Source organism: Vreelandella profundi (assembly GCF_019722725.1).
GTDB classification, from domain to species: Bacteria; Pseudomonadota; Gammaproteobacteria; order Pseudomonadales; family Halomonadaceae; genus Vreelandella; species Vreelandella profundi.
In genome coordinates, this window is sequence record NZ_CP077941.1 from 1,158,728 (window position 1) to 1,172,731 (window position 14,004).

General features: G+C 46.8%; 9 protein-coding genes. All 9 read left to right on the forward strand.

What is annotated here, in order from left to right:
* The 9 genes from KUO20_RS05355 (at window position 1) to pgm (ending at window position 13,944) form a co-directional block, all read left to right on the forward strand.
* Window positions 1-1,848 carry a glycosyltransferase gene (locus tag KUO20_RS05355; RefSeq protein WP_235041858.1) on the forward strand — a complete coding sequence of 616 codons (1,848 nt, stop codon included), beginning with the start codon at window positions 1-3 and terminating at the stop codon, window positions 1,846-1,848.
* A gap of 444 nt (window positions 1,849-2,292) precedes the next feature.
* Window positions 2,293-4,374, forward strand: a complete 2,082-nt coding sequence (locus KUO20_RS05360; protein WP_235041859.1) for a capsular polysaccharide biosynthesis protein — start codon at window positions 2,293-2,295, stop codon at window positions 4,372-4,374.
* 84 nt (window positions 4,375-4,458) lie between these two features.
* Window positions 4,459-5,748: a 3-deoxy-manno-octulosonate cytidylyltransferase gene (gene kdsB / locus KUO20_RS05365; protein WP_235041860.1), complete on the forward strand. Its 1,290-nt coding sequence runs from the start codon at window positions 4,459-4,461 to the stop codon at window positions 5,746-5,748.
* Window positions 5,749-5,937: 189 nt separating this feature from the next.
* A complete protein-coding gene (locus KUO20_RS05370) occupies window positions 5,938-8,238 on the forward strand; it encodes a capsular polysaccharide export protein, LipB/KpsS family (protein WP_235041861.1) in 2,301 nt (766 codons plus the stop codon).
* A 103-nt stretch (window positions 8,239-8,341) separates the two neighbouring features.
* Window positions 8,342-9,184 (forward strand): 3-deoxy-8-phosphooctulonate synthase, encoded by an 843-nt coding sequence (gene kdsA, locus KUO20_RS05375; protein ID WP_235041862.1) that lies wholly within the window; start codon window positions 8,342-8,344, stop codon window positions 9,182-9,184.
* Between the two features lie 51 nt (window positions 9,185-9,235).
* Window positions 9,236-10,207, forward strand: coding sequence for a KpsF/GutQ family sugar-phosphate isomerase (locus KUO20_RS05380; RefSeq protein ID WP_235042428.1), 972 nt, complete (start codon window positions 9,236-9,238; stop codon window positions 10,205-10,207).
* A gap of 57 nt (window positions 10,208-10,264) precedes the next feature.
* Window positions 10,265-10,855 (forward strand): acyltransferase, encoded by a 591-nt coding sequence (locus KUO20_RS05385; protein ID WP_235041863.1) that lies wholly within the window; start codon window positions 10,265-10,267, stop codon window positions 10,853-10,855.
* Window positions 10,856-11,041: 186 nt separating this feature from the next.
* Complete coding sequence (locus tag KUO20_RS05390) at window positions 11,042-12,208, forward strand: nucleotide sugar dehydrogenase (protein WP_235041864.1); 1,167 nt, start codon at window positions 11,042-11,044, stop codon at window positions 12,206-12,208.
* 140 nt (window positions 12,209-12,348) lie between these two features.
* Window positions 12,349-13,944, forward strand: coding sequence for a phosphoglucomutase (alpha-D-glucose-1,6-bisphosphate-dependent) (gene pgm / locus KUO20_RS05395; RefSeq protein WP_235041865.1), 1,596 nt, complete (start codon window positions 12,349-12,351; stop codon window positions 13,942-13,944).
* The last annotated feature ends 60 nt before the right edge of the window (window positions 13,945-14,004 follow it).

A 14,004-nucleotide genomic window follows, 5' to 3' on the forward strand; every position in this document is an offset into this window, starting at 1 on the left:
ATGTCTTTAGTAACAGTTGCTATCACTGGCTATAATATCAGTGAATATGTGGAAACCGCTATTGATTCGATTTTGAATCAAACCTATAAAAATTTAGAAATAGTTTTTGTGGATGATGGTTCCAAAGATGACACCTTCAGAAAGGCTTGCCAACTTTTACAAGCTTATTCAAAGCGAGTGTTAGTTGCGCAGTATAATAAGGCAGCGGGGGGAGCTAGAAATACGGCAATTAATGTTTCAACTGGAAAGTACATTGTATTTCTCGATGGTGATGATTGGCTAGCCCCCGGTGCCGTTCAGGATTTAGTTGCTACTGCTGCTAAAAAACCTGTTCAAGCTGTATTTAGCGATAGAAACACTTACTATGATAAGACTGGAGTCTCAAAGCCGTCTATCCTTTTCAAGGAAAGAGTAGGTGTTGATATTAAAAAAATTCCTTATATTAAGAAGAGGATAGCTATCCATGGAAAACTTTTTGATAGAAAGTTCTTAGTTGATAATAATGTTTTCTTTCCAGAGAATATGAGTGTTGAAGATTTTGTTTTCTCATATGATTTTTTGGCTAAGGCTAGCTCGGTTTCTACTTTGCCAGTAGCAACTTATTTTTATAGAAAAAGGCAAGGAGGTAATAAGTCTTTAACTCAAGATAGACTTACGGAGTTCTCATTAACTAGTCGCTTTAAGCAAATTGAGATGACCCAAAAGATAGCTGCTACAGAAGGATTTAAAGAAAAATATCCTAATGTAAATGAGATGAAAACAAATTTTCAACACCGATTGATGCGACACATTGTTTGTTTGCCAAAAGAGCAGAATGTTGATTTGAAAGATAACGCTTTTGCTCTCATCAAGAAGTTTGTGAGTAAAAATGAGGAAGATATTTTTCAGAATGTAAGTGCAGGATGTGCTGAGGTTTATTCTGAAATATTATGTGCCTCTCAAAAAGTTGCATTAATTGCTATAGATAATTATGTAAAAAAAAGAATTCAGACTTCTAAACCACTGTTGAATTCTCTTCCAAAAAGTAAAGTTGGCGTTATTAATTTATTCTATTGGGATAAGAAGAAAAATTTTGGCGATAAAATTGGACCTTTTTTGGTGAAGCAGGCATCTGGTCGGCTAGTGCAAAATGTATTTCAGCAGCCAGATGAGGATCATGGATTATTAGTGGTTGGTTCGATAATTGGTATGCTAGACCGGCCGGGTCTTGATATTTGGGGGAGTGGCTTAATCCGACCTCTTTCTAAATCAAAAGCAGCTGAGTTAGCAAAGTTTGAACCTAGAATGATTTTGGCTGTACGTGGTTACAAGACCTATTCTGAATTGCGTCAAAAGCTTGGCTGGGATGTGCCTCGTGTATTTGGCGATCCTGCGTTACTGCTACCTAATTATCTTTCTAAGAATAAGAATAAATCGAAAACTTTAGGTAAAGTGTGCATGGTTCCACATTATAGCCATGCTTCACTCTTTAGTCATCTGCCAGAAAGTGAAAATCTTTCTGTTTTGAGTGTTAAAGATGATCCGCTAAGTGTAGTGAATGATATTGCCACATCAAAGGTATGTATATCTACTTCCTTACACGGCATCATTGTTGCACACGCATATGGTGTGCCATGGGTATGGTTGCGCATTGCTGACAAAGTCTTAGTTGGAGATGCATTTAAGTTTGAGGACTTTTTTACTGTTTTGAATGCTGGTGCAGTTGCAACCTGCGATGTAAAAGAGGAACAAGCTTTATTGTTGTCTGAGTTAGAAATTTTAAAGTTGGCAGAAAAAGCAAATTTGCCGAAGAATAAATTCGATTTCACGGATTTGGATGATGCGTTGAAGAACTATATAAATTCGTGAATTTTGTTGTTTCTTTGGTTTTGCTTAGAGCCGGACTAATAATAGCGCCCATTTTTTTCAGCTTGGTTGGTATTTGGTGGTAGTGTAACAGTGCTGATTGATTCGTTATTTATGCCTGCTAATTAGATTGCATGTAGTGTGAATTTGCCAAATAGAGGCTTGATTATCGAGTGGTGGATATATGCTTATAATGGAAGGTGGAGGCTGCTGTACAGGAATTTGAACTCATTAGATAATCGATGTCTTTATAGTCAAGCTTGAGCAATGTTAGCAGCCGAAATTTACGGATTTACCTGTCATTATCCGCCATGGTTGGCCTTGGATAAGAAGATAGCTGGGCATTAAGATACTTTCTTGCATCTAGTTGTCATTACATTGTCGCATTCTTTTGGGCGGAATAAGCCAGCTATTATGCTGGTTTTTTTATTACGGGAAATTCATTGGGTGTTTATTGCAACCTCTAAACCGATAGCTGAATCACCGGTGACTACTCTTTTGCTTGGAGGGGAGTGTTGCTGGAAAAAGCGCTGGCCCCGATTTCGTCGAGTGCAGGCGGTTGTTGGCTGGGGTGCTAAGCCCAGCGGGCAGCGGGCTGAGGCGTGGGCGCTGAAGTACAGGGTGCCATGTTGGCATCTTGAAGATGGCTTTTTACGCTCTTATTTGCCTGGTCACTCATCGGTGGGATTGTCCCTAGTAGTGGATGAACAGGGTATCTACTACGATGCCACCCGTCCTTCTGATCTTGAATCACTTCTGGCGTCTAATGCCGATCTACTGAGTGGCCTGGAAGACAAAGTGGCTCTAGCCCGTTCTTTGATCACCACACATGAATTAAGTAAGTACAACCATGCGCCCACCTTTAAGACTTCGGACTTGTCTAGCCAAGATGAAGAGCGGGTGTTGGTGGTTGATCAAACCTTTGGTGATCTTAGCGTGATGCTTGGGTTGGCAGATATTGAAACGTTTGACCTGATGGTTGAAACGGCTTTGGCTGAGAACCCGCATGCGACTATTTATATTAAGACGCATCCTGAGGTAAGCAGCGGCAGTAAGACGGGTTTTTTGTCGGCGTGGCCTGTGCATCCTCGAGTCGTCATGCTACGTGATGCGGCCAACCCTATCAGCCTCTTAAAGCATATGAGCCGTGTCTATGTGGTTAGCTCTACGTTGGGATTTGAGGCGTTATTGGCAGGTAAGCCCGTTACTGTTTTCGGTATGCCTTGGTATGCCGGGTGGGGATCGACTGATGATCGCCAAATCTGTGAGCGTCGAAATCGCCAGCGTTCAGTAGCGGAACTTTTTGCTGCGGGCTATTTTCACTATACCCGCTACGTAAACCCAGAAACTCATGACCCAGGCAGTATATTTGATGTAATCAGGTGGCTAATTCGGCAGAAAGAGTCTGAAACGAGCGTTACTGGGCGTAGAGTGGCTGTTGGATTAAACGCTTGGAAGGCTGTGAACCTAGCGCCTTTACTAAGTTTGTCAGCTCATCGCCTTCATTTTGTACCAAATGTGGAAGAGGCTCGCGCGTTAAACCTTACCCAGAGAGACAGCCTGTTGGCCTGGGGGCGAGATGCTCCTGAGGGTGTGAAAGAACTGTCAGATGAAACCGGTGCGAGACGCTGGCGGATCGAGGATGGATTTATACGATCGGTTGGGCTGGGGGCGCATATGGTGCAGCCTCTTTCCTTAGTGTTGGATGGTCAGGGTATCTACTTTGATCCATCTGAACCTTCTGATCTTGAAGCTTTGCTGGCAGCCATCGACTGTTCCGAAGAGGAGCTATCAAGTGCTCGGTTGGCTCGTCATATCATCGTTCGTGAGGGGCTGACTAAGTATAACGTTGATCCGCGGGCGAAGCCTCAATGGGCAGGCCAGGCGCGGGAGGTTGTCTTTGTTCCAGGCCAGGTGGAGGACGATGCCTCTATTCGTTATGGCACTTCAACGATCAGTACCAATCTTGGCTTGCTGCAGGCAGCTCGTAAAGCTCACCCTGATTCCTATGTCGTTTACAAGCCGCATCCGGATGTCATGTTTGCGATGCGTCAGGGCAATCTGGCGGATGCCAAGCAGTGGGCTGACTATATAGAAACCAAGTGTTCGGTTGTGAGTTGTTTGGAGCATTGCGATGTGGTCCACACCATGACGTCATTAACCGGCTTTGATGCGCTGTTGCGAGGTAAGAAAGTGGTCACCTACGGTGAGCCTTTTTATGCAGGCTGGGGGTTGACCGAAGATCGCGTCCAGAGTGGTAAAGCGCTGAACCGGAGGCAGCGGAAGTTGACGTTAGATGAGCTGGTAGTGGGTGCATTGCTGCGCTATCCGCGGTATTGGGATCCTGTCATGAAAGGATTTACCACCTGTGAGTCTGTTCTTCGGCAGATCATTGCTCAGCGTAATGCGTTGGAAATAACGGGCAAATTAGGGAATAAAAAATTGAGCTTTTGGCGGCGTAAATGGCGTAAAAAACAGATACTCAAGAGTGCGCGTTCCAGTGCCGTTAAGCCTGTTGATGTGCATTAATGGTTGTGTTTTTTGAAGCGGACGTTTTTACCATATATTATTTTTGAACCGAGTTCGTTTTGAATTCAGGTTAAGGAGTTGTGAGTGTCTGAGTCACAGCGCGTTGTTTTAGTTATTCCTGCACGCTATGGTTCCAGCCGTTTGCCGGGTAAACCACTGGCTGACTTACTTGGCAAACCCATGGTGCAGTGGGTATACGAAAAAGCACAGCAGGTTCCTTCGGCCAGTCAGGTAGTGGTGGCAACCGACGATGGACGTATTGTTGAGGCGGTACGCCGTTTTGGTGGCAACGTTATTTTGACATCATCTGATCATCCCTCTGGTACCGACCGGTTAGTGGAAGTGATGGAGCAGGTGGATGCCGATGTGTATATCAATCTGCAGGGAGATGAGCCGTTGGTGCGTCCCGACGACGTGGAGCGATTGGCCCAGGGGATGTTAGCGGATAGCGCAACTGATGTAGGCACTCTTTATCACGCCATCGAGCCTGAGGAAGCGCAGAATCCCAATGCGGTGAAAGTGGTGCTTGGTCATCAAGGTAATGCGCTATATTTCAGCCGTTCACCCATCCCATATCCACGTGAGCTTGAGCACCACCCTGGCTATTTTAAGCATGTGGGTGTTTATGCATATAGAAAGGGGGTTTTGAAGGCATATTCTAGCTTGCCGGCCTCGTCACTGGAGCAGACAGAGCAGCTTGAACAGCTGCGGCTACTTTCGGCGGGAATGCGAATTCGCGGGTTTGAAGTTGAGCCTACCGGCCCCGGCGTTGATACACCAGAATGCCTGCAAAAGGTGCGCGCCATACTCGCCGGTGAGCCCTACGTTCTTGTCTCTCCATTGGCCCGTATTAAGTTATTGATCACGGATGTGGACGGGGTGCTTACCGACGGTGGTATTTATTACGATGCTACCGGTGAGTGCATGAAGAGGTTCCATGTGCGTGATGGGTTGGGAATACGGCTATTGGAAGAGAGTGGTATACGTGTTGCTGTTCTCTCGGGACGTGATTCAGCTACGCTCCGAAAGCGTGTTGCCGATTTAGGGATAACGCTATGTGCCTTTGGTGTTAAGGATAAAGAGACTGCGTGTTATCGCCTGATGGAAGAGGCTGGCTTTACAGCGGAACAAACCGCCTGTATTGGAGATGATTCCATTGATCTACCGGCATTTTCAGCCTGTGGGTTATCCTATGCGGTGGCAGATGCCCCTATTTATGTTAAGCAGCAGGCCTCAGGTGGCGTGCTTACGCTGGCGGGTGGGCAAGGCGCACTGCGGGAACTGGCGGATGCGATTCTGGTTGCCCACGGTAAGGCCGATGTTTTCAATTCAGCCGTAGGTTTTAATGCGGTGGCGGGAGGCGTGACCCAATAGCGTTACGGTGGTTTTTTTACTGTCATCAATTTGTCGTAATTCCCTGCATAAAATAGCCAGCCATAGTGCTGGCTTTTTTTATGGATTAAAAAGCACGCGCTTTCTGGCGATAGTCTGGCGAATGAAGTGGCTGAAATAAGAGGGGCTATCGAGATGGACTGTTCGCTGCCGAAAAAGGGTATTAAGTACATGAGCAAGCTGACCAAGTTTTTCAAGCATCCTGTACGGTTTTTCAAAGATGCTCAGAAAAAAGCGCTTTATAGGAAAAGAGCTGGTGAGCTGATTAATCCCATCTTTGCCTTTCATGTGAATGATTGGAAAAAGCCGATACTTCAGCGTTGGTTTCCCGATAGGACATTTGTTTTTGTACCTATAAAGGTGAAACAGGATGAGCTAAAGCGTAAATGGATACCGCTCATCAAGGCTTCCCGGCAGGGGGAGGTATTTAGCTGGGGGGTAAATTTACCGGACGAGGTTAAAAGGCTGGGCAAAAAGGTGACTCACATTGAGGATGGTTTTATACGCTCGATGGAGCTTGGGGCGTTTCATACGCCGCCCTTGTCTTTGAATTTCGATACCTCTGCGGTTTACTTCGATAGCTCCCAGCCTTCCGATTTGGAGCAACTGCTCGCTAACTACAATTTTGATGCGGATTCTGAGTTGATGCAGCGGGCCGTCAAATTACGAGAATGCATCGTGGCCCATGGGATCAGTAAATATAACCATGCCGCCCATGTGGATATCATCAGCGTGTATGGCCCGAAAACGAAAGAGCGAATTTTGGTGATTGGGCAGGTTGAAGACGATGCTTCAATCCGCTACGGCTGCGATAAAAATTACACCAATAACGATTTGGTGCGTATAGCCAGCCTTGAGAACCCAGATGCAGAGATCATCTATAAACCACATCCAGATGTTCTCAATAGGAAAAGACAATTTCTGTCTGACCCCGAAGAAGTAAAGGATATTGCTAGCATTATCTATAGCGATATTCCTCTGACCGATGCATTCGAAACGATTGATCGTGTTTATACCATTACCTCTCAAGCGGGCATTGAAGCGTTGATCAGAGGTATCCCTGTCACAACGCTGGGCTGCCCGTTTTATGCTGGATGGGGGATCACCGATGATCGCCAGCAGAACCCAAGGCGGAATCGAACACTGACTGTCGATCAAGTATTTGCCGCTTCTTTTATTCTCTATCCCCGTTACTTCAGTGATGTATATAAACGTGATGCGTCGCCAGAGGAAATTGTGGAGCACATCATTAAGGCCAAAAAATTGCGCGCTGCGTTGTTGCTCAATCAACAGATCGAGCGGAAAAGTCTCTATGCATTTCACGTTAATGATTGGAAGCGTGACTTTCTGAACACCATTTTCGATGACAAGCATATTATCTATTTACCATTCAAAATAACGGATAAAGAGTTCACATCTAATTGGCTAGAAAAGATCAAAAAGGATCGGCAGGCAGAAATACTTGTTTGGGGTATGAATGCGCCTGGCTCAATCAAGGCTGCCGGTAAAAAGATCACTTATGTTGAAGATGGTTTCGTTAGGTCTGTTGGGTTGGGCTCAGCGAGAACGCTACCGTTTTCACTTAATTTCGATACCCGAACGCCTTACTTCAATGCACAAGAACCCTCTGATCTGGAAACGCTGCTGAATACCTATGATTTCAAGCGCGATCCTGAGTTGCTTGATAGGGCACGGGTGCTAATGGAGAAGATTCTGGCGCTGAAAATGAGTAAATATAACCACGCTAAGCCTGTTTCGGTTAGTGATATATATGGTCCTAAACAGCAAAAACGGGTACTGGTAGTCGGTCAGGTCGAAGATGACGCTTCTATTCTATATGGCTCCAATAAGCGTATGAATAATAATGACTTGGTGCATTGTGCATTTATGGAAAACCCCGACGCCCATATTATTTATAAGCCTCACCCAGATGTTCTCGCAGGGCGGCGTAAGCACCTTTCAAATTCTGCCGATGTCGCACACATCGCTCAAATTGTTGATCAAAGCTTATCGATAGCGGATGCCCTAGAAACCATCGACCATGTTTATACCATCACTTCCCAGGTGGGTTTCGAAGCGCTGCTGAGAAATATTCATGTCACCACCTTCGGTTGCCCGTTCTATGCAGGGTGGGGGCTGACGGATGATAGGCAGCTCAATTCCAGAAGACAGACCAAATTAAGTGTTCTCGAACTGTTTGCAGGTTCCTATCTGCTATATCCCCAATATTTCAATCCCTACTCTAAAGAGCGGATTTCAGCCGAAGAGGCTATCGGTGCGCTGGCTCAATTGATCGCTGCCCATAATAGCTACACTCCGCCTGATGAAAGTGCGGCACATTGTGCTGATGGGTTGTTAAATGAGCAGACCACGATTATCTCTGCCCCCAATGCCATGCCAGATGATACAGAACATTCCCTGATGTTCACGGTCAAGGTGAGGAAGTCACAGCTAGCACTGGAAGGTGCATGACCAACAGGCATTAATCATAAAACGGTGGTTGTCTTTATTCACTGACCGTTACTGATCCCACTAACACGGGTTGCCAGTTCACGTTTTAAAGGAAGACGAAATAATGACATTGGATGGCTACGGTATTTCAATTGCTAATACGAATGGGTTTACTTTGTTGGCGGGTATCAATGTTCTTGAATCGCGCGAGCTAGCACTCACTGCTTGTGAGCACTACGTAGAAGTCTGCAGCCGCTTGGGCATTCCTTATGTATTCAAGGCCAGCTTTGATAAAGCAAACCGTTCTTCCATCCACTCCTATCGTGGGCCTGGCTTGGAAGAGGGTATGCGTATTTTTGAAGAGATCAAAAAGACGTTTGATGTCCCCATCATTACTGACGTACACGAACCCTGCCAGGCAGAAACGGTAGCAGAGGTAGTCGATATTCTGCAGTTGCCTGCATTTTTGGCCCGCCAGACAGATTTAGTCATGGCATTGGCCAGTACAGGCAAGCCTATTAATATCAAAAAGCCCCAATTCCTAAGCCCTGGGCAGATGATCAATATTGTTGAAAAGTTTAAGGAAGCCGGTAACGATAAATTGATGTTGTGCGATCGTGGAACCTGCTTTGGTTACGACAATTTGGTTGTGGACATGCTGGGCTTTGGCGTTATGAAAGAAAGCTGTGGCGACCTGCCCATTATTTTTGATGTTACTCATGCATTACAGCAGCGTGACCCTCTGGGGGCAGCGTCGGGCGGTCGACGTAAACAGGCTTTGGAGCTCGCCCGGGCAGGTATGGCGACGGGTATTGCGGGGTTGTTTCTGGAGGCTCATCCAGACCCAGAAAATGCTAAATGCGATGGCGCTAGTGCATTGCCCCTACACCTGCTTGAACCATTTCTTACCCAGGTAAAAGCGATTGATGATGCCGTAAAGTCCATGCCCCCACTGGAAATAGAGTAGCTACCACGGAAGCATAAAAATGTGGTTGGTGGGAGTAGATGATTGAATAACGTGATGGAAAAGGAAACTAAGTACATGTCGAGCGTCAGCATCGGTAAACAGGTTTTTGAAGTACAGGCCAGGGCATTGGAAGCGACGACCGCTCGACTCAATGGTACCTTCGACCAAGCTGTCAATATGATTCTCGAAACATCTGGACGCGTAGTAGTATCTGGCATGGGTAAGTCTGGCATTATCGGTAACAAGATTGCAGCCACCTTAGCTTCCACCGGTACGCCTAGTTTCGCTGTGCATCCTGCTGAAGCTTACCATGGTGATTTAGGTATGTTCACTGGTGGGGATATAGCGATTCTGATCTCATACAGCGGCGAAACGGAGGAAGTGATTCGGCTAATTCCTTCATTGCGCCACTTCGGAGTTAAAATTATCGCTGTGGTTGGCAACCCGGATTCCACGCTGGGCCGCAACAGTGATCTGATACTGGATGTCTCGGTGGAGCGTGAAGCGTGCCCGAATAACTTGGCACCAACCACGTCAACGACCGTCGCCCTGGTAATGGGCGATGCGTTGGCGGTTGCGTTGATCGAACGGCGTGATTTTAAACCCCACGATTTTGCGGCCTTCCACCCAGGCGGCAGCCTTGGTCGTCGTTTGCTGACGCGCGTTAAGGATGTCATGCATACTGACCTACCTATATGTAGCCCTCAAGGTAGTCTCAAAGAAGTCATCATGACGATTACACAGGTTGGACTTGGGCTTGCCGTCGTTGTAAATCGGGGATTCATTCAGGGCGTAATCACCGATGGTGATCTGCGTCGTGCCCTATTTAATTACAACAGCCTGGATGGCATGACTGCCTCTGATGTGATGACTCTTAGCCCTCTGACGGTCAATGAGAAAGAAATGTTTGCTGACGCCGAAAACATTATGTTGAGAGCAAATGTCACGGCGCTATTGGTGGTGAGCGAAGAAGGTGTTCTAAGTGGTGTGCTTAAACTCCAAGACGCCAGTAAGGTGTCCTGATTCTAAAGAAACCGACTCAGGTCGACTTCTTTAATTAAGCTAGGAAGAGCCGCAACTATGAATGTGACGGGTAGCATTGAGCATAATTCGGTACTGCTTGGAAAAGGGGCGGTCCTGAAGGGGGAGTGTGTCATCAATTTTTGGCGGGCCTCAAGCAAGAATGTCGTCAAAATAGGTGAACGTGCTAGCTTTAATAATCTAAAGGTGGTTTTTAAAGGACACGGTAGCACTTTGCATATCGGTGATGATGTTAAATGGACTGGTCACATACTAATCGTCGGCAATAATAGAAGCGTGCACATTGGTTCGCGATCAACAGCCCAGGGTGTTTACCTTTTATGTAGAGATAAAGACGTTACCATCGGTGCAGACTGCATGTTGTCTCGGGAGATCGAAATAAGGTCAACAGATGTCCATAAGATTTTTTCAATGGATACCGAGGTACAGGTAAACGAGCCTGGTGATGTAGTGATTGGCGACAGGGTGTGGGTGGCGGCGAGAGCACTTATCTCTAAAGGAGCCATCATACCTTCCGGATGCGTGGTGGGAGCATGTTCGTTTGTTAACAAGCCATTCTCTTCCGAAAATACGCTATTGGCTGGTGCGCCTGCTAAAATAATAAGAGAAAAGATTCGTTGGGAGAGGTAGGGTTACTTGTTCTGGCAAATGCTCCTGGACTTATTGTTGTCAACAATTCTGCATGGCATTTTGTCAAAATAAAAAATGATAGAATGCTGTTTGACAGGCTTTAGTCATTTTTTTAACCGTCATTGCGGTACTTCATTCTGAATCTCAATACGTTGAGGTTTTTATGTTTTTTTGAGTAATGTTTAGATGAAAATTGCCGTTGCTGGAACAGGCTATGTAGGTTTATCCAACGCGATGCTGCTAGCGCAGCACCATGAAGTGGTCGCGGTGGATATTGTGCCGGAAAAAGTCGAGCTGCTGAATAATCGCTGCTCGCCGATTGAAGATACTGAAATAACGGCCTTCTTAGGCCGAGATGACCTAAATTTTATAGCCACATTAGATGCCGAACGAGCCTACACGGATGCTCAGTTCGTCATCATCGCCACGCCCACAGATTACGATGCGCAAACGAACTATTTTAATACTCAAAGCGTAGAAGCGGTCATCGAGCAGGTAATGAGTATTAATCCTCATGCCGTAATGGTTATTAAGTCTACGGTGCCGGTGGGGTACACCAAAGGGGCTTCTGAGCGTTTTAATACCCAAAACCTTATTTTTTCGCCTGAGTTTTTGCGCGAAGGTAAGGCGCTTTACGATAACCTTTATCCTTCGCGCATCATTGTGGGTGAGCGCTCTGAGCGTGGCGAGGCATTTGCTGAACTTCTTAAGCAGGGGGCGAAGATTGACGATGTCGAGGTGCTGCTGACTAATAGCACCGAAGCCGAGGCGATAAAGTTATTTGCGAATACCTACCTGGCAATGCGAGTGGCTTATTTTAACGAACTAGACACCTATGCGGAAACCCACGGCTTAGATGCCAAGCAGATTATTCAAGGCGTTGGCCTCGACCCGCGAATTGGTAAGCATTACAACAACCCAAGCTTTGGGTACGGCGGTTATTGTTTGCCGAAGGATACTAAGCAGCTGCTTGCCAATTATGCCGACGTGCCGAGTAATATGGTTCAAGCGATTGTTGATGCGAATCGTACGCGCAAAGATTTTATTGCTGAATCAGTGCTGCGACGCAATCCGACCGTGGTAGGCGTTTATCGGCTTATCATGAAAACAGGCTCGGATAATTTTCGCGCCAGCGCCATGCAGGGCGTTATGAAGCGCATCAAGGCAAAAGGTGTGGAAGTGGTCGTTTATGAACCGGTGTTGCAAGACGATAAGTTCTTCGGCTCAACCGTGATGCGTGATTTGGCCACCTTTAAAGACAAGTGTGACGTCATATTGACTAATCGAATGGTGGCTGAGCTTAGCGACGTGGAAGCGAAAGTATATACCCGCGACCTGTTTGGCAGTGATTGAAAACAGGCAGTGTTGAAAAGGAAGCATTAATGATGACATGGCCCCTTGCTCAGGGGCTTTAGTCATTATGGTGCTTGTTATTATAGACTTGTTATCTGTGATCATCGCTCGCGGGTCTTGTTGTTAAAAGGAGTTTACAAATGGAAGCCATTTTAAAAGCATTTCACGAACAACAGCCCGATGCTAGTGTGGCTAAAGAGCTAGTCTCTTTTGGCACATCCGGTCACCGTGGCCGCTCACTTGAGCGAACGTTCAATGCTGCACATATCTACGCAATCACCCAAGCGGTAGTCGATTATCGACGTGAAGAGGGCTATCAAGGGCCGCTGTTTTTAGGCTTTGATACTCATGCGCTTTCTCGCCCAGCTTGGGAGTGCGTGCTGCAGGTGTTGGCCGCTAATAAGGTTCCGGTCTTTGTTGAGAAGGCTCACGGCTATACCGCGACACCCTTAGTTAGCCACGCCATTTTGCAGCATAATCGCTCTCAAGATCAGATTGAATCTCATACCGGCTTGGCGGATGGCTTGATCATCACGCCATCACATAACCCTCCGGAAGATGGTGGCATTAAGTACAACCCCCACCATGGCGGTCCCGCTGACACGGATGCGACGGGCTGGATAGAGCAACGCGCCAATGAGTATCTACTTCGCCATTTAGACGATGTTCTCACCGTCTCTATTGAAGAGGCGATTGCGCACGCTCAAGAGTACGATTACACCGCGCATTATGTGACTCAGCTTGGCACCGTGGTGGACATGAGTGCGATTCAGAAATCGAACCTAACGCTGGGCGCTGACCCGATGGGCGGCACGGCGCTGCCGGTATGGCAGGCGGTCGCGGCGCATTACCAATTGAATCTTGAGGTGGTGAATACCACCATTGATCCTGAATTTGGGTTTATGCCGCCGGATCACGACGGTAAAATCCGCATGGATTGCTCAAGCCCCGCTGCCATGGCCAATTTATTAAAGATTAAAGATCGCTTTGATATCGCCTTTGGTAATGATCCTGATGCGGATCGCCACGGCATTGTTGATGCTAGCGGATTGATGAATCCGAACCACTTTTTAGCCGTGTGTATTGATTATCTGATCACACATCGCCCAGAGTGGGGCGCTACCTTGAAAATAGGTAAAACACTGGTCTCATCTTCCATGATTGATCGCGTGGTTGATTCGCATCAGCGTGAGCTTTATGAGGTGCCAGTAGGCTTTAAGTGGTTTGTGGAGGGCCTGCATGAAGGGTGGTTGGCCTTTGGCGGTGAAGAAAGCGCTGGCGCCAGCTTGCTGACTTGCGATGGAAGTGCATGGTCTACTGATAAAGACGGCATTGTGTTGTGCCTTTTAGCGGCTGAGATCATGGCAGTCACGGGCAAAACGCCTAGCGAGTATTACCGTACACTCACTGAGCGCTTTGGCGAGCCTTTCTACAAGCGTGTTGATACTGCCTGTTCGTCTGAAGAGAAAGCAGCATTTAAAAAGTTAAGCGCTGATAGTGTGACTGAAAAAAACCTGGCAGGTGATGCCATTACTGCCGTGCTAGTCGCAGCGTCTGGTAATGGCGCTTCTATCGGCGGTATTAAAGTCACCACTGAAAACGGCTGGTTTGCCGCACGCCCCAGTGGCACTGAGTCACTTTACAAAGTGTATGCAGAAAGCTTTAAAGGCGAACAGCACTTAGATGAGCTGATTGAGAATGCCAAGACGTTACTTTCAAGTGTGTTAAAGGGATAGCACCGCCATAAGGTGCCATATTGTGCCGCAATGACACATTGATGCGCGTTCTTTGTGGCT

What these genes read in the sequence shown, in the direction of transcription:
- KUO20_RS05385 (WP_235041863.1), top strand. Translation starts at nt 10,265, where the DNA reads ATGAATGTGACGGGTAGCATTGAGCATAATTCGGTACTGCTTGGAAAA.
- pgm (WP_235041865.1), top strand. Translation starts at nt 12,349, where the DNA reads ATGGAAGCCATTTTAAAAGCATTTCACGAACAACAGCCCGATGCTAGT.
- KUO20_RS05355 (WP_235041858.1), top strand. Translation starts at nt 1, where the DNA reads ATGTCTTTAGTAACAGTTGCTATCACTGGCTATAATATCAGTGAATAT.
- KUO20_RS05390 (WP_235041864.1), top strand. Translation starts at nt 11,042, where the DNA reads ATGAAAATTGCCGTTGCTGGAACAGGCTATGTAGGTTTATCCAACGCG.
- kdsA (WP_235041862.1), top strand. Translation starts at nt 8,342, where the DNA reads ATGACATTGGATGGCTACGGTATTTCAATTGCTAATACGAATGGGTTT.
- KUO20_RS05370 (WP_235041861.1), top strand. Translation starts at nt 5,938, where the DNA reads ATGAGCAAGCTGACCAAGTTTTTCAAGCATCCTGTACGGTTTTTCAAA.